Consider the following 18031-nt stretch of genomic DNA (forward strand, 5'->3'; position numbering starts at 1 on the left):
GGAGGCGGGCCCGTTCGGGTGTGGCGGCGAGGCCTACGCGCCGAGCAGCGTCAGCGAGTCGATGACGCGGTTCGAGAAGCCCCACTCGTTGTCGTACCAAGCGACGACCTTGATGTGGCGGCCGTCGACGCGGGTGAGGTCGGCGTCGAAGATCGACGAGTGCGGGTTGCCGACGATGTCGGTCGAGACGAGCGCCTCGTCGGAGTACTCGAGCACGCCCTTCAGCGGGCCTTCGGCCGCGGCCTTGTAGGCGGCGAGCACCTCGTCGAGCGTGACGTCCTTCGAGACGGTCGTGTTGAGCTCGACGATCGAGCCGACCGGCACGGGCACGCGCATCGAGTCGCCGTTGAGCTTGCCCTCGAGCTTCGGCAGCACGAGGCCGATGGCCTTCGCCGCACCGGTCGACGACGGCACGATGTTGACGGCCGCGGCGCGGGCACGACGTGCGTCGGAGTGGGGTGCGTCCTGCAGGTTCTGGTCCTGCGTGTAGGCGTGGATCGTCGTCATGAAGCCGTGCTCGATGCCGGCGAGGTCGTCGAGCACCTTCGCGAGCGGGGCGAGCGCGTTCGTGGTGCACGAGGCGTTCGAGACGATGACGTGCGTGGCGGCGTCGTAGGCCTCGGTGTTCACGCCGTAGGCGAGCGTGACGTCGGCGCCCTTCGAGGGAGCCGAGACGAGCACCTTCTTGGCGCCCGCAGCGAGGTGGGCCTTGGCGGCCTCGGCGTCGGTGAAGCGGCCGGTCGACTCGAGCACGACGTCGATGTTCAGCTCGCCCCAGGGCAGCTTCGCAGGGTCGCGCTCGGCGAGCACCTTGACGCGGCGGCCGTCGATGACGAGCACGTCGCCGTCGACCTCGACGGAGGAACCGAAGCGGCCCGCGGTGCTGTCGTACTTCAGGAGGCGCGCGAGGCCGGCGGGGTCGGTGAGGTCGTTGACGGCGACGAGCTCGAGGTCGGCGCCGCGCTCGACGAGTGCGCGCACGACGTTGCGGCCGATGCGGCCGAAGCCATTGATGGCGATGCGGGTGGTCATGGCGGAGGGGATTCCTTTCGATCCGGACCCTTCAACCCTCCTCCTGCGGGCGCGTTCGCGCGAGTGGCGTGTAGGTCAGTATCCGCAAGGATCTCGCCAACCCGATGCGGATCGGCCCCCTGTCACTCCCCCGCCGCGAACGTGTGCCGGTAGTCGCTCGGCGACACCCCGAGGATGCGCTGGAAGTGCAGGCGCAGGTTCGCGCCGGTGCCGAGCCCGGCGCGAGCGGCGATCTGCTCGACCCCGAGGTCGCTGCGCTCGAGCAGCTCACGAGCCATGTCGACCCGGGCGCGCAGCACCCACTGCATCGGCGTGTACCCGGTGTCCTCCACGAAGCGGCGCGAGAAGGTGCGCGGCGAGACGTTGGCGTTGCGGGCGAGCGCGTCGAGCGTGAGCGGTTCGTCGAGCTGCCGCAGCGCCCACTCCCGCGTCGCCGCGAACACGGGGCCGAGCTCCGGCGGCAGGCTCCGCGGCACGTACTGCGCCTGACCGCCACTGCGGTACGGGGCGGCGACGAGTCGCCGAGCCGCGTGGTTCGCGACCGCGACCCCGTGATCGCGGCGCACGAGGTGGAGGCACAGGTCGATGCCCGATGCCGCGCCGGCCGAGGTCAGCACCGCCCCTTCGTCGACGAACAGCACGTTCGTGTCGACGTTCACGAGCGGATGCCGCGTGGCGAGCGCCCGCGTGTAGTGCCAGTGCGTCGTGGCCCGGCGTCCGTCGAGGAGGCCCGTCGCCGCGAGCGCGAACGCCCCCGTCGAGATCGCCGCGAGTCGCGCGCCGCGCGCGTGCGCCGCCCGGAGCGCATCGACGACCGCGGCGGGCGGCTCCTCGCGGTCGGGATGCCGGTACCCGGGGATGAACACCGTCTCGGCCCACTCGAGCGCGTCGAGCCCGTCGGCCACATGGTATGAGAGACCGTCGCCGCCCGTGACGAGGCCGGGCGCCGCACCGCACACGCGCACCTCGTACGGCATGCTCGCGCGGGTCGAGAACACCTGGGCCGGAATGCCGACATCGAGCGGCTTCGCCCCGGGCAGCACGAGCACGGCGATGCGATGGTTGCGGCGGGTCATCCGGCCAGAATGCCATGTGCCGAAAGGATTCGGCCAGCGCGTCGCTCACGCGAGTCGCGGCTCGGCCGTCGCCGCGTGTCCGCCCGGCCACCCGGCCTCCGAAAACTCAGGCCGGGAGCTCGAGCACCCCGTCGACCCGCCGCGGAACGCCGGTGAAGTCGTCGCGCAGCTCGGTCGGCAGCACGCCCTCTGGAGCGTCCTGGAAGGCGACGGGCCGCAGGAACCGTCGCATGGCCGTCACGCCCACCGAGGTGTGCTGGCTGTTCGTCGCCGGCCATCCGCCGCCGTGGTGCTGCGCCCACGACACGCGCACGCCGGTCGGATAGCCGTTGTAGACGATGCGGCCGGCGAGCGGCAGGAGGCTCCGCGTGAGCGAGGCGACGAGCTCGGTCTCGTCGGGCTCGCCGTGCACGGTCGCGGTCAGCGAGTCGGGCACGGCGGCGAGCGCGGCGACGACCTCGTCGATCGAGTCGTAGCGCGCCACGACGATGAGCGGGCCGAACGCTTCCTCGGCGAGGGCTGGCGTGAACGCCGAGGCGTCGATCGTCAGCACCGTCGGCGCCGCCTCGAAGCCCGTCGCGTCGTCGGCGACGACCCCGGCCGCGGCCTCGGCTCCGCCCGCGCCGACGAGTCGGTCGCGGATCTCGCCGAACGAGGTCGCGATGCGCGAGTTCAGCAGTACCTGACCGGATGCCGCGGCGGCACGCTGCGCGAGGCCGTCGACGATCGCGTCGCCCGCTCCTCGCGGCACGAAGGCGATGCCGGGCTTCGTGCAGAACTGGCCGGCGCCGAGCGTGAAGGAGCCGAAGAGCCCGTCGGCGATCGCCTCGGCGCGCGCCTCGGCGGCGCCCGGCGTGATGACGAGCGGGTTGACGCTCGACAGCTCACCGTAGAACGGGATCGGCTGCTCGCGCTGGTTGATGAGGTCGACGAGCGCCTGCCCGGCGCCGAGCGATCCGGTGAATCCGACCGCGGTGATGCGCGGGTCCGACACGAGGTCGCGGCCCGACTGCGTGCCGTAGACGATGCCGAGGAGCCCGGCGGGCGCGCCGGCGGCGAGTGCGGCACGCTCGAGCGCCGCGAACGAGCGCTGCGAGGTGAGCGGGTGCGAGCTGTGGGCCTTCAGCACGACCGCGTTGCCGCCGGCCAGCGCCGAGGCGGTGTCGCCGCCGGCGACCGAGAACGCGAACGGGAAGTTGCTCGAGCCGAACACGGCGATCGGGCCGATCGGCACGAGCATGCGGCGGAGCTCGGGTCCGGGGCCGATCGGCGTCTCGCCCGCGTGGTCGATCGCGGCCTCGAGATACCCGCCCTCGCGCACGGCGTCGGCGAACAAGCGGAACTGGAACTGCGAGCGGGAGAGCTCGCCGTTCAGACGGCCCTCACCGAGACCGGTCTCGCGGTCGGCGATCTCGACGAGTGCCGCACGATCGGCCTCGAGCCCGTCGGCGAGCGCGTCGAGCAGCGCGGCGCGGGCCTCGCGGCTCGACCAGCGCTGCGTGTCGAACGCGGCGGTCGCTGCGTCGACGACGCGCGCGACCTCGGCGGGCGTCGTCGGCTCGATGCCGGTCTCGGAGACCGAGGCGGTACGGGGGTCGGTGGTGGTCAGCATGGTTCCTCCGCTGGTGGATGAGATCGGGTGGCGACCGGGTCGTGGATCGAGCGGGTCAGAGCAGGCCGCGACGGACGAGCCCGCGGTAGAGCTCGTCGATGCCGAAGGTCCACGGGGCGACGGTCTCGCTCGGGCGCACCCGGTTGATCAGCGCCCCGAGCTTCGGCTCGCGGATCGCGACCACGTCGTCGTCATGGTGCGTGAAGCCGTGGCCGACCTCGTCGCGGTCTTGAATGGGCGCGAACAGCGTGCCGAGGTAGAGCACGAAGCCGTCGGGGTACTGGTGGTGCGTGCCGACGGTCTGCGCCACGAGGTCGACGGGGTCGCGGCTGATGCGCTCGAGCGGGCTCGACGCCTCGAGGCGGAACCCGTCGGCGCCGTCGACGGTGAGCGTGACGACCGCGCGGCGCACGTCGTCGATCGAGTAGCCGACGTCGAAGAGGCGGATGAACGGGCCGACGGCGGCCGAGGCGTTGTTGTCCTTCGCCTTGCCGAGCAGCAGCGCCGAGCGGCCCTCGATGTCGCGCAGGTTCACATCGTTGCCGAGGGTCGCGCCGACGATCCGGCCGTCGGAGGCGACGACGAGCACGAGTTCGGGCTCGGGGTTGTTCCAGGCGGACTTCGAGAGCACGCCGACATCCGACCCCGATCCGACGGTCGCGAGCACGGGCGCCTTCGTGAAGACCTCGGCGTCGGGGCCGATGCCGACCTCGAGGTACTGGCTCCACATGCCCTTCTCGATGAGGAGTTCCTTCAGGGCGGCCGCCTCGGGCGACCCGGGCACGAGGTCGTCGAGCGATCCGCCGAGCAGGGCGAGCACCTCACCGCGCACGTCAGGGGCCGAGTCGGCGGCCCCGCGGGCCCGCTCCTCGATCATGCGCTCGATCATCGACACGGGGAAGGTGACCCCCGCGGCCTTCACGACGTGCAGGTCGATGGGCGACAGGAGCCATGGCCGGGAGGTGTCGCGCGAGGCATCCGGAGTGTTGGCGACGATCTCGTCGAGCGAGCCGAGCACCGGCCCCGACACCGCGGCGAGGGCGGCGGCCGGGTCGGCCTGCTCGGTGAGCGCCCGCATCGTCGCGAAGTGCGCGCTCACGTCGACGACGCCCTCGCTGCGGATCGCCACGACGCTCGGGCCGCCGGCGACCGGGTCGAACACCCGGCCGGCGAGGGCGCCGTCGGTTCCGTCGACCGGCAGCATCGCGGCGGCGTCGGCAGTTGCGGTGGAGGTCTGGGTCACGGTGCGCTCTCCTCGAGATCGGTCGGTCGGATGATTCGGGGCCGCCTCAGCGGCGGTGGAACTCGCCCCGGCGCTTCTCGGCGAAGGCCGCGCGGCCCTCGTCGGCGTCGGCGGTGGCGAACGTGATCGTCTGCAGGTCGCGCTCGTAGCGGATCGCCGCGTCCTGCGGCATGTTGTACGCCGCGCGGAGGTTCGCCTTCGCCGTCTCGGCAGCGATCGGCGGGCGCTCGGCGATCGTCGCGGCGAGCTCGACGGCACGCTCGACGAGCCGCTCGGGTGCCACGAGTTCCGACACGAGTCCCCAGCGCAGCGCGGTCTCGGCGTCGATCGGGTCGCCGGTCATGAGCATGACGGCCGCGTTCGACGGCCCGACGGAGGCGGCGAGGAACGCCGACATGCCGCCGCCGCCGATCCAGCCGAGCTTGATCTCGGGCGCGGCGAAGCTCGCGCTCGTCGAGGCCAGGCGGATGTCGCAGATGAGCGCCGTCTCGAGGCCGCCGCCGAACGCGTAGCCGTTGACGGCCGCGATGACGGGCTTCCGGCACTCGCGGAGCGCATCGCAGTAGTCGATGCGGTTCCGGAACTCCCACGGCGTCGCGTACTTGTCGAGCGTGCGGATGTCGCTGCCGGCACTGAACGCGCGCTGGCCTGCACCGGTGAGCACGACGGCCCGCACCGCGTCGTCGTCGTTGACCCGGTGGATCACCCGCACGAGCTCGTCGCTCATCTCCTGCGTCACGGCGTTCAGCTTCGCAGGGCGATCGATCGTGACGAGCGCGACGGGGCCGCGCAGTTCGAGCCGGATGTCTCCGGCGGACGGGTTCTCGGTCATGAGAGTGCTCCTTCTCGGGCGAGGGCGTCGAATCGGTCGTCGAGCTCGCGAGCCGCCGACGATGCGGCCGACCCCGCGAGGATCGCGGATCGGAGGATCTCGGAGGCCGCCGATTGGAAGGCGGTGAACCCGGCGATCCTCGGCCGGACCCAGGCGTGCTCGATCGTCTCGAGCGTGCCGCGGTAGAACCCGTGCGAATCGTGGTTCACCCGGTCGTCGAGCCACGCGGCCCGGGAGCTCGGCTGCCCGTCGTGCTCGGGGATGAACGTCGCCTGGGTGAGCGGGTCGAGGTGCCAGCGCAGGTAGGCGAGCAGCGCGTCGTCGACCGCGGCCCGGCGCGAGACGGCGAGGCCGGTGCCGCCGATCGTCGACCCGCGCCGGCCGCCGGGCACCGCCGACGGCGCCTCCGCGAAGCGGAGGCCCTCATCGCCGGCGGCGTAGTTGACGTAGCCGTAGACGAGCGGGACGTAGGCGATGTCGCGCTCGGCGCGCATGCGCTCGAGGATCCCGATGGGGTTGAGCTCGCTCGTGCCGGCCGGAGCGCGCCCCGCGATCTCGCGCAAGAGCGAGACGGCGTGCTCGGCGGTCGCCGAGGAGACGTAGCCGGCACCGGGCGTCACGCGCGGCTCCTCGCCGAGGGCGACGCAGAGCGAGGAGAAGCCGAGGAAGGCGTGGGGCCCCGCGAGACTCAGCGCGACCGGTTCGGTGCGGGAGAGCTCGAGCACCTCCGCCCAGGTCTGCGGCGCAGCCGGCACGCGATCGGGCAGCAGCGCGGCGACCTGGGTCGCCGCGTCGAGCGGCAGCGCCCACAGCTCTCCGCCGAGCCGGTAGCTCGCGAGGCTCGGGCCGACGCTCGCGGCGCCGAGCGAGTCGAGCCAGCTCGCCTCGAACAGCTCGCCGAGCGGGCGGAGGCTGTCGGTCGCGAGGGCGTCGCCGAGGTGGGGGTGGTCGAGCACGATCACGTCGTAGCGTGCCGCGAGCTCGTCGATCGGTGCCGACTCGAAGCCCTCGAGCGAGTGCACGTCCCACTCGATGAGGCCCGCCGAGGCCTCGGCTGAGCGCTCGAGCGCGGCTCGGCCGCGCGGGTGGTCCCACGTGAGGCCGCGGAAGCGCGGCGTGCCGGCGGGCAGGGTCATCGGCGCAGCATCCGATCGCTCGCTGCCCCGCGCTCGAGGAGGTCGGCGACCTGCTCGGCGGAGTAGCCGAGTTCGCCGAGCAGTTCGCGGGTGTGCTCGCCCGTGAGCGGCGCCCCGCGATCGATGCGGGGCGGCGTCGCCGAGAAGGCGTACGGGAAGCCCGGGGTCTTCACCCGGCCCTCGGTCGGGTGGTCGTACTCGACGAAGGTGCCGTTGTGGGCGATCTGCGGGTCGTCGACGAGGTCTTGGTACGAGTAGACCGGGCCGATCCAGATGCCCGCGCCGCCGAGCAGATCGAGCCAGTGCGCGGTCGGCTCGAGCGCGAGCCGTGCGGCGATGCGCTCGTGCAGCTCGTCGCGGTGGGTCCAGCCGTGCTCCTCGGCCTTCCAGCCCGCGAACGAGGGCTCGCCGATGAGCTCGCCGAGCAGGTCGGGCTCGGCGAAGGCGAGCGCGACATAGCCGTCGGCGGTCTTGAACACGCCATACGGCGCGCGGATGTAGACGTGGGCGAGCGCCTCTCGGCTGCGCTGCTGGGGCTTGCGCCCGACGGTGAAGACGCTGAGCTCCTGCATCTGCAGGGTGGTCACGGCGTCGAGCATGTTGACCGTGACGAGCTGGCCCTCACCGGTGCGCTCACGATGCAGCAGCGCCGCGAGCACGCCCTCGAAGGCGGTCGACGCCGTGACGGCGTCGGCGAGGTACTGGCCGGCAGGACTCGGCTCGTCGCCCTCGCGACCGGCGGAGAGCATCGCCCCCGACATGGCCTGCACGAGGAGGTCCTGACCGGGCCGATCGCGGTACGGGCCGTCTTCGCCGTAGCCCGAGATCGAGACGTAGACGATCGACGGGTTCACGGCCTTCAGCGACTCGTAGTCCACGCCGAGGCGCGCCGCGACGCCCGGCCGGTAGTTCTGCAGGAACACGTCAGCGGTGCGCACGAGCTCGTACAGCGCCGCCTTGCCTTCCTGCTGCTTCAGGTCGAGCGCGAGGGAGCGCTTGTTGCGGTTCAGCGAGAGGAACGAGACGTTGATCTCGTTGCCGGTCGCGCCGCCGGCCGATGCGTGACGCTGCCACTCCCCCGTCGTCGGCTCGACCTTGACGACGTCGGCGCCGAGGTCGCCGAGACGCTGCGCCGCGAACGGGCCGGCCATGGCGATCGAGCAGTCGACGACGCGATAGCCGGCGAGCACGGAACTGGTGGTCATCTGGGACTCCGGGAGGTCGGGGAGGTGGAACGGGCGGACATGGTTCGTCGGTCGACGTTCAGTCGTGCACCGCGACGACGGCGCCGTCGGCGGCGGATGAACGGAGCATCGCGTCGATGAGCTCGACCGAACGCGCGGCCACGCGGGCGTCGGAGTTGTTCTCGCGGCTCGTGCCGGCGACGAGGTCGATGAAGCGGTTCGGCGGGGTCAGGCACTCGTAGGCGCCGGCGCCGGACTCGATCTCGAGGTCCCACTTGCGACCGTCGTAGCGGTGCAGGCTCACGCGCTCGCGCTCGGTGTCGAGGAGCAGCATGCCCTCGGTGCCGAAGATGCGGATGTCGATCTGGTACGGGTCGCCGTCGGGCACCGTCGCTGCGCCCGAGAGCGAGCCGATGGCGTCGTCGTCGAACGTGATCACGGCGGCGTTGAAGAGGTCGACGGCCGCTCCGGCCCGGCTCACCCGCGCCGCGACGGTCGACGCCCGCAGCGCGGTGAGCCAGAACAGCAGCGCGCTCGAGTGCGTGACCTGGCCGTGCGCGTAGCCGCCGCCCCGGTTCGGCGACTGCCATGTCGACGGGTCGGGTCCGCTGTCGGTGGCCGAGTCCCAGAGTTGGCGGATGTCGTTCGGGTCGCCGGCGAAGAGACCGCGGGTCGGCGAGGCCATGTTGCACACGACGTGCTGGATCTCGCCCAGGTGGCCGGCTTCGACGAGCCGCTTCGCCTCGACCGTGAACGACTTGTAGTTCCATCCGTAGGGCACGAGGAAGTGCACGCCGGCACGCTCGACCCGGTCGACGAGGTCCCACGCCGAGGCGGCGTCGAGCGTCGTCGGCTTCTCGACCTGCACGTGCAGGCCGCGGTCGATCGCGGCGACGGCCTGCTCGTAATGCAGGTCGTGCGGGGTCGTGATGACGACCGCGTCGAGCTCCTGGTCGAGGAGCTCTTCGTAGTTCTCGGTCGCCATGCCGAAGCCGAATTCCTCGCGCACGGCGCCGAGCTGCGGCCCGATGCCGCAGACGCCGACGAGCTCGACGTCGTCGCGAGCCGCGTAGATCGGGAAGTGGTTGCTCGTCGCCCACCAGCCGGCGCCGACGGCGCCGATGCGCACCGGCCGGTTCACTCGGCCCACCGCCACGTGCGCATGCCGTCGCCCCGTCGCGACTCGACGACGAGTCCTCGGTCGCGGAGCCGCTCGAGGTTGCCCGTCGCCGGGAAGATCGCGTAGTCGAGCGCCTCGGGCGGCCAGGGTCCGAGCCGCGCCCCGGCGGTGCGCACGAGTTCGAGGGTCGTCTGCGCCTCGGCCGCTGCGCGGAGGACGTCGGCGAGCACGGCGTCGACCTCGGCGACGTAGTCGGCCGACCCGTCGAGGAAGCGCGCCGCGCCCGCGCCCTCGTAGACCGGATAGTGCGCGGTGAGCACGAGCTCCGGCTCGAGCGCCCGCACGGCCTCGATGCTCGCCGCGTACGGCGCGGTGTCGCGGTACGTCGGCGGGAACGCCGGGGAGCCGTCGGCGTACGGCACCGTGGCACCGAGCACCGCGTCGCCGATCATCACGGCGCGGTTCGCGGGGTCGTGCACCGCGAGGTGGCCCGGGCTGTGGCCGGGCACATGCAGCATGGTCGCGGTTCGGCCGCCGAGGTCGAAGGTCTCGCCGCCCGCGAGCGTGCGGTCGAGCGGCACGAGGTCGCTCACGCCGCGAAGGTACGCCGTCGTCTCGGGCGGGTCGTCGAACCCGTCGGTCTCGCGGAACTCGCCGTAGCGCTCGTCGATGAGTCGCTGCACGTCTTCGGTGAGCTCGGCGTCGAGCCGGTGCGCGAGCAGCTCGACGTGCGGCAGCGCCGCCCGCAGCGCCCCGTTGCCGCCCGTGTGGTCGTAGTCGCAGTGCGTGTTGATCGCCCAGCGCAGCTTCGCCCGGTCGATGCCCGCCGAGTCGAGATAGGGCAGGAGGGTCTCGGTGATCGACTCGCGCACACCCGTGTCGACGAGGAGCGCGGCGTCGTCGCCGACCAGCAGGTACATCGCGATGAAGCGCTCGCCGAGCGGGGCGACGATGCGGTGCAGGCCCGGGCGGATCTCGCCGACGGAGCCGCCGGTGCGGCCGACCACGTCGCCGGTCATCGTTCGATCCCGTCGAGGAGGAGGCGCAGGCCCGCGCGGTCGGGGCGCATGTGCGGCCCGGCCGTGGACTCCCAGCCCTCGCCCGCCGAGGCGGCGACGATCGCCGCCTCGTCGACCGCGATGCCGGCACCCGGCTCGTCGCCGAGCACGATGCCGCCGTCGATGAACTCCTGATCGACGATGAGTCCCGGCGCGAAGCGCACGTCCTGCACCTCGGTCGTCAGGTGGTTCGGCACGGCGGCCGCGGCAGCCGCGACGGCGGGGTTCGCGTTGTACCCGACGACGCTGACCGGGAGATCGCGGGCCGCGGCGGCGAAGGAGAGCCGCACGAAGTGGCTGACGCCCCAGATGGCGCCCGCCTGCACGATGTCGGGGGCCCCGGCGTCGAAGAGGCCGCGGAACTGGTCGACCCCGGTGAGGTTCTCGCCGGTCGCGATGGCGCTGCGCACGGCGTTGCTGAGCCTCGCGTGCCCCGCGGCATCCCATCGGCGCAGCGGCTCCTCGACCCAGAGCAGGTCGACGTGCTCTTCGAGGGCGGCGACGTAGCGCACCGCCTGCTTGACCTGCCACGACTCGTTCGCGTCGATCATGAGGCCGGGGGTCGAGGTGTTGCCGCGGAACGCGTCGGCGAGGATGCCGAGCCGGCGGAGGTCGGCCTCGAAGTCGAGCCCGCCCTTCAGCTTGCCGGCGACGTAGCCGCGCTCGGCGAACGTCGCGTAGAAGGCGGCGAGCTCGTCGTCGTCGAGGGCGATGTCGAGCCCCGATGCATAGCCGGGCACGAACCGGTCGCGCGCCCCGAGCAGGCGCCACAGCGGCTCGCCGGCGGCCTTCGCCTTGATGTCCCACAGGGCGGCGTCGAGCGTCGCGAGGCCGCCGTAGGTGGCACCGGCGTGGCCGGACTTGAAGACCTGGGCCGTCATGCGGTCGAAGAGCGCGGTGACGGCACGCGGGTCTTCGCCGAGGAGCGCCGGGAAGAGCCGGTCGAGGTCGGCGTGCGAGCCGATGCCGACACCCTCGATGCCGGCGTCGGTCTCGACGATGACGATGGGGATCTCGGTGACGGCGTGACGGATGTGCCCATTGACGTCGCCGATGGAACGGTTCCACGCGTGACGGGTGGAGAGGGTGCGGTACCCGGTGATCTTCATATCGTCCTCGATGCGCTCACGGTAGATAGAGAATACATCATACGACATACCTGTTTCAACCCGTCGAGTCGGCGGCATCATACGTCGCATGTCTTCTAAGATCAGGGCCATGACCTCGCTGAACACGTCCGCCCTCGCCGACCCGAGGCTCGGCGCGCGCCGTGGCCCGGCCGAACGCCTCGGCGTCGGAGTGGTGCACGACCTCGTCACCGCGATCGTGACCGGCTCGGTGCAGCCCGGCGAGCTGCTGCCCAAGGAATCCGAGCTCTGCGACCACTTCGGCGTCAGCCGCACCGTCATCCGCGAGTCGATGAAGCGCCTTGAAGAGAAGGGGCTCGTGCAGGTCGTGCAGGGCCGCGGCACCGAGGTCACCGACCCCTCGGAGTGGAACGTGCTCGACCGCGTCGTGCTCTCCTCGATGATCGAGAACGACGACGAGCTCGGCATCCTCGACGAACTCGCCGTCGTGCGCGCCCAGCTCGAGTCCGTCATGGCGGCCGGCGTCGCCCGTGAGCACGACGACGACGACCTCGCCGCGCTCGTCGAGGCGCACGACGCACTCGTCGCGGTGCGCGACCAGCCCGAGGCCTTCGCGGCCGCCGACGTCGAGTTCCACGCCCGGCTCATGGCCATCTCGGGCAACCAGCTCGCGAGGGGCATCGCCCGCACGCTCACGCAGCGTGCTCGCGACTACTCGCGCTTCTACGGCGCGCCGGGCCCCGAGGCCCACACGCTCACGATCGACGAGCACCGCGGCGTCCTCGACGCGATCGCCGCCGGCGACGCCGAGACCGCCTCCCGCGAGATGAGCGAGCACATCACGCGCGCCTGGGAGCGACGCCGCATCCCCGCACGCGCCGCCGACTGAACGGAGCGCGCCGGCGTGCGCGACGGGCGTCTGCGAAACCGGTCAGGCCTGGACCGCACGCACCCGGAGTCCGCCGAACCCGCCGTCCACCGCGATCACCGACCCGGTCGTCGACGCCGAACGCGGACTCGCGAGATACAGCACCGCCTCGGCGACCTCGCCGGCGGTGACGAGCCGCCCGATCGGCTGACGAGCGTTCATCGCCGCCAGCTCGGCCTCGGGATCGGCGACGTTCGCGATCATGCGCGCCACCCAGGGCGTATCGGCCGTCCCCGGTGAGACCGCATTCACCCGGATGCCCTCATGCACGTGATCTGCCGCCATCGAGAGGGTCAGCGCATGCACGGCGCCCTTCGACGCCGAGTACAGGGCGCGCTGCTGGATGCCGGTGGTCGCGGCGATCGACGAGAGGTTGACGACCGAGGCGTGCTCCGACCGGCGGAGCAGCGGCAGGGTCGCCGCGACGACCCGCGCCATGCCCGTGACGTTGATGCTCAGCACCCGCGCCCACTCGGCCTCGTCGAGGCCCTCGACCGTGCCGAAGGCGCCGATGCCCGCGTTGTTCACGACGATGTCGATCCCGCCGAAGCGCGCCTCGACGGCGGCGACCGCGCGTGCCACCGAGTCGCCGTCGGCGACATCGGCGGCGAAGCCCGCGAGCGGCTCGGCGAGGCCCTCGACTCGGAGGTCGAGCACGGCCACTCGGGCACCGCGTTCCGCGAACGCCTCGGCGACCGCCCGGCCGATGCCCGAGGCGCCGCCCGTGACGAGGGCGGTCAGCCCGTCGAACTCGCCGAGGCTCATGCCTGACTCCGGAACGTCTGCCGCGCAGTGCCGAGCCCGTCGATCGAGAGCTCGACGACGTCGCCGTCGCGGAGGTAGGGCTGGCCGGGCAGCCCGAGTGCGACGCCCGCGGGCGTCCCGGTGTTGATGAGGTCGCCCGGGCGCAGCACCATGAACTGGCTGAGGTACCAGACGACGTGGTGCACGCCGAAGACCTGGTTCGCGCTCGTGCCGTCCTGCCGCGTCACGCCGTTGACCGACAGCCGCATGCCGAGCGCCTGGGGATCGGGCACTTCGTCGGCGGTCGCCAGCCATGGGCCGAGCGGGTTGAAGGTCTCGCAGCTCTTGCCCTTGTCCCACTGACCGCCGCGCTCGAGCTGGAAGTGCCGCTCGGAGACGTCGTGCGAGAGCACGTAGCCGCCGATCACCGCCGCGGCGTCCGCCGGAGAGTCGAGGTAGCGGGCCTCGCGTGCGATGACGATGCCGAGTTCGACCTCCCAGTCGGTCTTCTCGGAACCCCGCGGGATCAGCACGTCGTCGAACGGGCCGACGATGGTCGACGGATCCTTCATGAACACGACCGGCTCGGCGGGGATCTCGGCGCCGGTCTCCGCAGCGTGATCGCTGAAGTTCAGGCCGATGCACACGATCTTCGTCGGCTGGGCGATGGGTGCCGCGAGCTCGAGGCTCTCGAGCGGAGTCCCGGCGCCCGCGGCGTCGGCGACGACCTCATCGACGATGCGGGCGAGGTCGTCGCGGGCGAGGAAGTCGCCGTCGATGGCGGCGGTCGCTCGGGACAGCTCGTACACGAGTCCGTCGACGAGAGCACCGGGTACGACGCGTCCGGCGTCGCGGTATTGCACGAATCTCACGGGTGGGTCCTTTCGAATGGGGCGCGAGGCTCGATCGCGCGCGCGATCGAGCGGGGGTCGACGAGGCCGGCGTCGGCGAGCGCGCCCCACACCTCGTCGGGGATGACGGCGGCGAGGCGTGCGACGTTATCGTCGACCTGGGCGGCGGTGCGCATGCCGAGCGCGACGCCGGCGACGGCCGGATGACGCAGCGGGAACGCGAGCGCCGCCTCGGGGAGACTCACGCCGAACGACTCGCACACGTCCGCGAGTCGGTTCGCACGAGCGAGCAGCTCGGGCGGAGCCGGCAGGTAGTCGTAGCTCGCGTCAGCGGGCGGCCGGGCCGCCGAGAGCAGCCCCGAGTTGTAGACGCCGACGGCGATGACCGAGGCTCCCGCCTCGCGCGCCGGTTCGAGCACGGTGTCGAGACCGCCCTGCTCGAGCAGGGTGTACCGCCCTGCGAGCATGACGACGTCGATGATCCCGTCGGCGATGAGCCCGGCGAGGCCCTCGCTCGAGTTCGTGCCCACGCCGACGGCGGCGACGACGCCCTGCTCGCGCAAGTCGACGAGGGTCTCGAGCGCCTGCCGGGCGGCGTCATCGCGATAGGCGTCGGGGTCGTGGGCGAACACCACGTCGACCCGGTCGACGCCGAGGCGTTCGAGACTCGAGTCGAGTGAGCGCAGGATGCCCTCGCGGGTGAAGTCCCACTGGCGCATGAGGTCGTCGGGCACTGCGAAGCCCTCGTCGCGACCGGTCGGTGCCGGGTTCGGAACGAGGAGGCGCCCGACCTTCGTCGAGAGGCTGAATTCCTCGCGCGGGCGCCCGGCCAGCGCCGCGCCGAGTCGGCTCTCCGAGAGCCCGAGTCCGTAGTGCGGGGCGGTGTCGAACGAGCGGATGCCTCGCCGCCACGCCGTGTCGACGGCGCCGCGGGCCTCGTCGTCACTCGTCTCGCGGAAGAGGTTGCCGAGGGAGGCGGCGCCGAAGCCGAGCTCGGAGACCCAGGCGGTGGTCGAGCCGAGCCGTCGGCGCGGCAGCGGGGCGCTCAACGTTCGATCCCGTAGACCGAGCGGGCGGTGCCGGCGTCGATGGCGTCGCGTTCGGCGGCGGCGAGCGGCGCGGTCAGCCTGAGGTACTCGGCGAGCCACCCCGCGTAGCCGCCCGCCGACAGCCGAACGAGGGGCCAATCGGAGCCGAACATGAGCCGCTCGGGGCCGAAGTCGGAGAGCGCCGCGTCGAAGGCGCGATCGAGCCCGTCGGGCGTCGCGGCAGCATCAGCGCCGCTCGCAAGCCCTGACACCTTCGCGCTGACGTTCTCGCACTCGGCGAGAGCCGCGAGGCCCGACCGCCAGCTCTCCGCGTCGGCGGCTTCGAGCGGCGGGTTGCCGAGGTGGTCGAGCACGAGTCGGGTGCCGGGCGCGCGCCGCGCGAGCGCGGTCGCCTGCCCGAGCTGCCACGGCCGGACGACGAGGTCGAAGGCGAGCCCGCGACGCCCGAGTTCGGTGACGCCGGCGGCGACGTCGTCGCGCGTCAACCAGCCGGGGTCGGCGTCGACGTGCGCGAGGTGCCGGAGACCCCGAAGGAGCGCAGCAGCCGGGTGCCCGGCGAACTCGTCGAGCTGCGCCGTGACGTCGCCGGTGAGGTCGACCCAGCCGACGACCCCGAGCACCGCCGATGAGGCGGCGGCCTGGTCGAGCAGCCACGTCGTCTCGTCGAGCGAGTGGTCGGCCTGCACGACGACCGCGCCGGTCACGACGACCGTCGGCGCCGCCGCCTCGTGCGCGCGCGCGTCGCCTGCCGAGGCATCCGCTTCGTTCTCACCCTCGACCTCGCCGAGCTGTGCGGCGAGGTCGCGACCCGTGAAGTCGCGATCGATCGCCGACATGGCGACGGCGATCCAGGGATGCGGAGTGAGCGACAGGTCCCACAGATGCACGTGCGCGTCGACGAGCTCGCGGCTCAGTCCATGTGCCATGCGAGCTCCATCTCGCGCCACAGCGGGCCGTCTTCGCCGCCGCCGAAGCGGAGTTGCAGCGGGTGGGTGAGTTCGGCCCACCGCCGGCTCGTCGGGTCGGAGTCGATGCGCGCCATGGCCGCCTCGTAGTCGTCGCCGACGAACTCGTAGTAGCCGAACAGCGTGTGTTCGATGACGAAGATCGAGAAGTTGCGGATGCCGTGCTCGCGGAGCGCTGCCTCGACCCCCGGCCACACCTCGCGGTGAAGCCGCAGGTACTCTTCGCGCCCGTCGGGGCGAACCTCGTAGGCGAACCCGAACCGGCGAACCTGCTGCACGGTCATCCCTTCGTACCGCCCGCGGTCATGCCCTCGACGAGGAACCGCTGGGAGAACAGGAAGATGATGAGCACCGGCAGCACCGACAACAGGGTCGCGAGCGCGAGCGTCGGCAGCTCGATCACCGTGCTCGCCGCGGTGGTGGGGTTGAACTGGGGCACGTTCGAGAGCATGTTCGCGAGACCGACCTGCACCGGCACCTTCTGGCCGCCGACCATCAGGAACGGCAGGAAGTAGTTGTTCCAGTTGCCCACGAAGTTGAAGAAGCCGACGAGCGCGATCACCGGCGTGGCGAGCGGCATCGCGACCTGCGCGAACACCCGCAGCTCACCCGCACCGTCCATGCGGGCCGCGTTCAGCAGGTCCTTCGAGACGGCCGTCGAGAAGTAGATGTAGGTGAGGTACACGCCGAACGGGAAGAACGCGAACGGCAGGATCACCGAGAGCGGGGTGCCGATCAGCCGGAGCGCCGAGAGCTCGAGGAAGATCGGCAGCACGAGCGCGGTGTTCGGGATCAGCATGACGATGAGGGTCGTCATGAGCAGGAGCTTGCGCCCCCGGAAGTCGCCGAGGGCGAGCGCGTAGCCGGCCGGGATGCTCACGATGAGGGTCAGCACGAGCGCCCCGAAGGAGTAGAGCGTCGAGTTGCCGAGCCAGGTCAGGAAGACCCCGTCCTGGAAGGCGAAGAGCGCCTGCCAGTTCGCGGCGAACTGGTCGAGCGAGCCGAAGGCGAACGGCGCCTCGAACATGAGCTCGCGGCCGCCCTTCGTCGGGGCGATGAGGAGCCAGACGATCGGCAGCACGAAGAACACCGCGAAGCCTGCGAGCAGGGCGAAGATGAGGATCTTCGTCACCCACTGGCGCGGAGTCGTCGCCGATCGGCGGCGGGCCTGCGAGCGGTCAGTCACTTTCGAACAGCCTTCCCCGGAAGATGAACACGGTCGAGAGGAGGAGGGCGACGGCGAGCAGCACGATCGAGATCGCGGCCGATCCCGAGAAGTCGCCCTGCCGGAATGCGTAGAGGTAGGCCAGCTGGTTCAGGGAGTAGTCCTCGGGCACGACGCCGCGGGTCGCCTGCGACAGCACGCGTGGTTCGACGAAGAGCTGGGTGCCTGCGGCGAGCGACATGATGCCCATGTACGAGATCCACTTGGTCATCATGGGGAGCTGGATGTACCAGGCCGTCTTCACGGCGCCGGCGCCGTCGATGCGGGCGGCTTCCATGATCTCGGTGTCGATGTTGTTGAGCGCGCCGTACTGGATGACGATCCAGCCGCCCGCACCCGTCCAGAACGCGATGATCGTGAAGACGATCGGGAGGTTGTCGATCGAGACGACCCGCACGAGCGACTCGTAGCCCATCGCGTGCAGCAGCCCGGAGACGGGACTGACGGTCGGGTCGAGCACGAAGAGCCAGAGCATGACGCTGGAGGCGCCGGCGATGGCGCCGGGGATGTAGAAGAGGAAGCGCGAGAGCGACGACGCCCAGCGCGCGCGGAGGGCGTGCACCACGAGGGCGAGCAGCACGACCACGACCGTGAGGCTGATGAGCCAGTACACGATGTAGAGCGCGACGTGCAGCACCGCCGGCAGGAACCGGTAGTCGGCGAAGACGCGCAGGAAGTTGTCGACGCCCACGAAGGCCCCGTTGCGTGTGAACGCCAGGAAGAGCGCGTAGAGCGTCGGCAGCAGGCCGAAGGCGATCAGCAGCAGCGTGTACCCGCTGATGAAGATGTAGTTGAACCGCGACTGACGCTTCGAGGTGGTGGAGTGCCGGAGGCCGGCCGACGGCCGGCGCGCACCGCGAGGGGCTGCGCCGGCCGTCGTCATGGAGC

18 protein-coding genes are annotated in these 18031 nt (G+C 71.7%); 1 reads left to right on the plus strand and 17 read right to left on the minus strand.

Annotated features, from left to right (window positions below):
• Positions 1 to 33: 33 nt before the first annotated feature.
• The 10 genes from gap to VPH61_RS17550 form a co-directional block, all read right to left on the minus strand.
• Positions 34 to 1032 (minus strand): type I glyceraldehyde-3-phosphate dehydrogenase, encoded by a 999-nt coding sequence (gene gap / locus VPH61_RS17505; RefSeq protein ID WP_332064791.1) that lies wholly within the window; start codon positions 1030 to 1032, stop codon positions 34 to 36.
• A gap of 122 nt (positions 1033 to 1154) precedes the next feature.
• A complete protein-coding gene (locus VPH61_RS17510) occupies positions 1155 to 2108 on the minus strand; it encodes a GlxA family transcriptional regulator (RefSeq protein ID WP_332064792.1) in 954 nt (317 codons plus the stop codon).
• A gap of 106 nt (positions 2109 to 2214) precedes the next feature.
• Positions 2215 to 3720 (minus strand): aldehyde dehydrogenase family protein, encoded by a 1506-nt coding sequence (locus VPH61_RS17515; protein ID WP_332064793.1) that lies wholly within the window; start codon positions 3718 to 3720, stop codon positions 2215 to 2217.
• Positions 3721 to 3775: 55 nt separating this feature from the next.
• On the minus strand, positions 3776 to 4963 hold the full coding sequence (locus VPH61_RS17520; RefSeq protein ID WP_332064794.1) for a fumarylacetoacetate hydrolase family protein: 1188 nt from the start codon (positions 4961 to 4963) through the stop codon (positions 3776 to 3778).
• Positions 4964 to 5009: 46 nt separating this feature from the next.
• A complete protein-coding gene (locus VPH61_RS17525; RefSeq protein WP_332064795.1) occupies positions 5010 to 5795 on the minus strand; it encodes an enoyl-CoA hydratase/isomerase family protein in 786 nt (261 codons plus the stop codon).
• A complete protein-coding gene (locus VPH61_RS17530) occupies positions 5792 to 6931 on the minus strand; it encodes a hypothetical protein (RefSeq protein ID WP_332064796.1) in 1140 nt (379 codons plus the stop codon). Before VPH61_RS17530 ends, VPH61_RS17525 begins: the two co-directional genes overlap by 4 nt.
• Complete coding sequence (locus tag VPH61_RS17535) at positions 6928 to 8136, minus strand: CaiB/BaiF CoA transferase family protein (protein WP_332064797.1); 1209 nt, start codon at positions 8134 to 8136, stop codon at positions 6928 to 6930. The genes VPH61_RS17530 and VPH61_RS17535 overlap by 4 nt, the downstream gene beginning before the upstream one ends.
• 58 nt (positions 8137 to 8194) lie before the next feature.
• Positions 8195 to 9271, minus strand: a complete 1077-nt coding sequence (locus tag VPH61_RS17540) for a Gfo/Idh/MocA family protein (RefSeq protein WP_332064798.1) — start codon at positions 9269 to 9271, stop codon at positions 8195 to 8197.
• Entirely contained in the window at positions 9253 to 10254 is a 1002-nt protein-coding gene (locus tag VPH61_RS17545) for an MBL fold metallo-hydrolase (RefSeq protein WP_332064799.1), read from the minus strand. The genes VPH61_RS17540 and VPH61_RS17545 overlap by 19 nt, the downstream gene beginning before the upstream one ends.
• Entirely contained in the window at positions 10251 to 11402 is a 1152-nt protein-coding gene (locus VPH61_RS17550) for a mandelate racemase/muconate lactonizing enzyme family protein (protein ID WP_332064800.1), read from the minus strand. Before VPH61_RS17550 ends, VPH61_RS17545 begins: the two co-directional genes overlap by 4 nt.
• Before the next feature lie 109 nt (positions 11403 to 11511).
• Here VPH61_RS17550 and VPH61_RS17555 point away from each other — a divergent pair, with 109 nt between their 5' ends.
• A complete protein-coding gene (locus VPH61_RS17555) occupies positions 11512 to 12270 on the plus strand; it encodes a FadR/GntR family transcriptional regulator (protein ID WP_332064801.1) in 759 nt (252 codons plus the stop codon).
• Positions 12271 to 12312: 42 nt separating this feature from the next.
• On the opposite strand, the gene VPH61_RS17560 is transcribed toward VPH61_RS17555, so the two are convergent.
• Genes VPH61_RS17560 through VPH61_RS17590 form a run of 7 tightly spaced genes read right to left on the minus strand, consistent with a single transcriptional unit; the run spans position 12313 to position 18026 of the window.
• Complete coding sequence (locus VPH61_RS17560; RefSeq protein ID WP_332064802.1) at positions 12313 to 13074, minus strand: SDR family NAD(P)-dependent oxidoreductase; 762 nt, start codon at positions 13072 to 13074, stop codon at positions 12313 to 12315.
• Positions 13071 to 13925 carry a fumarylacetoacetate hydrolase family protein gene (locus VPH61_RS17565; protein WP_332064803.1) on the minus strand — a complete coding sequence of 285 codons (855 nt, stop codon included), beginning with the start codon at positions 13923 to 13925 and terminating at the stop codon, positions 13071 to 13073. The genes VPH61_RS17560 and VPH61_RS17565 overlap by 4 nt, the downstream gene beginning before the upstream one ends.
• On the minus strand, positions 13922 to 14953 hold the full coding sequence (locus VPH61_RS17570; RefSeq protein WP_332064804.1) for an aldo/keto reductase: 1032 nt from the start codon (positions 14951 to 14953) through the stop codon (positions 13922 to 13924). The genes VPH61_RS17565 and VPH61_RS17570 overlap by 4 nt, the downstream gene beginning before the upstream one ends.
• On the minus strand, positions 14950 to 15879 hold the full coding sequence (locus VPH61_RS17575; RefSeq protein WP_332064805.1) for an amidohydrolase family protein: 930 nt from the start codon (positions 15877 to 15879) through the stop codon (positions 14950 to 14952). Before VPH61_RS17575 ends, VPH61_RS17570 begins: the two co-directional genes overlap by 4 nt.
• The gene (locus VPH61_RS17580) at positions 15864 to 16202 is read right to left on the minus strand and encodes an L-rhamnose mutarotase (protein ID WP_332064806.1); all 339 of its coding nucleotides are present in this window, start codon (positions 16200 to 16202) and stop codon (positions 15864 to 15866) included. Before VPH61_RS17580 ends, VPH61_RS17575 begins: the two co-directional genes overlap by 16 nt.
• Positions 16199 to 17104 carry a carbohydrate ABC transporter permease gene (locus tag VPH61_RS17585; protein WP_332064807.1) on the minus strand — a complete coding sequence of 302 codons (906 nt, stop codon included), beginning with the start codon at positions 17102 to 17104 and terminating at the stop codon, positions 16199 to 16201. Before VPH61_RS17585 ends, VPH61_RS17580 begins: the two co-directional genes overlap by 4 nt.
• Complete coding sequence (locus tag VPH61_RS17590; RefSeq protein ID WP_332064808.1) at positions 17097 to 18026, minus strand: carbohydrate ABC transporter permease; 930 nt, start codon at positions 18024 to 18026, stop codon at positions 17097 to 17099. Before VPH61_RS17590 ends, VPH61_RS17585 begins: the two co-directional genes overlap by 8 nt.
• Between the last annotated feature and the right edge of the window lie 5 nt (positions 18027 to 18031).

The sequence above is a fragment of the Agromyces sp. CCNWLW203 genome, from assembly GCF_036576125.1.
In the GTDB taxonomy this organism is placed as follows: Bacteria; Actinomycetota; Actinomycetes; order Actinomycetales; family Microbacteriaceae; genus Agromyces.

What these genes read in the sequence shown, in the direction of transcription:
- gap (WP_332064791.1), bottom strand. Translation starts at nt 1,032, where the DNA reads ATGACCACCCGCATCGCCATCAATGGCTTCGGCCGCATCGGCCGCAAC.
- VPH61_RS17510 (WP_332064792.1), bottom strand. Translation starts at nt 2,108, where the DNA reads ATGACCCGCCGCAACCATCGCATCGCCGTGCTCGTGCTGCCCGGGGCG.
- VPH61_RS17515 (WP_332064793.1), bottom strand. Translation starts at nt 3,720, where the DNA reads ATGCTGACCACCACCGACCCCCGTACCGCCTCGGTCTCCGAGACCGGC.
- VPH61_RS17525 (WP_332064795.1), bottom strand. Translation starts at nt 5,795, where the DNA reads ATGACCGAGAACCCGTCCGCCGGAGACATCCGGCTCGAACTGCGCGGC.
- VPH61_RS17530 (WP_332064796.1), bottom strand. Translation starts at nt 6,931, where the DNA reads ATGACCCTGCCCGCCGGCACGCCGCGCTTCCGCGGCCTCACGTGGGAC.
- VPH61_RS17535 (WP_332064797.1), bottom strand. Translation starts at nt 8,136, where the DNA reads ATGACCACCAGTTCCGTGCTCGCCGGCTATCGCGTCGTCGACTGCTCG.
- VPH61_RS17545 (WP_332064799.1), bottom strand. Translation starts at nt 10,254, where the DNA reads ATGACCGGCGACGTGGTCGGCCGCACCGGCGGCTCCGTCGGCGAGATC.
- VPH61_RS17550 (WP_332064800.1), bottom strand. Translation starts at nt 11,402, where the DNA reads ATGAAGATCACCGGGTACCGCACCCTCTCCACCCGTCACGCGTGGAAC.
- VPH61_RS17555 (WP_332064801.1), top strand. Translation starts at nt 11,512, where the DNA reads ATGACCTCGCTGAACACGTCCGCCCTCGCCGACCCGAGGCTCGGCGCG.
- VPH61_RS17560 (WP_332064802.1), bottom strand. Translation starts at nt 13,074, where the DNA reads ATGAGCCTCGGCGAGTTCGACGGGCTGACCGCCCTCGTCACGGGCGGC.
- VPH61_RS17575 (WP_332064805.1), bottom strand. Translation starts at nt 15,879, where the DNA reads ATGGCACATGGACTGAGCCGCGAGCTCGTCGACGCGCACGTGCATCTG.
- VPH61_RS17580 (WP_332064806.1), bottom strand. Translation starts at nt 16,202, where the DNA reads ATGACCGTGCAGCAGGTTCGCCGGTTCGGGTTCGCCTACGAGGTTCGC.
- VPH61_RS17590 (WP_332064808.1), bottom strand. Translation starts at nt 18,026, where the DNA reads ATGACGACGGCCGGCGCAGCCCCTCGCGGTGCGCGCCGGCCGTCGGCC.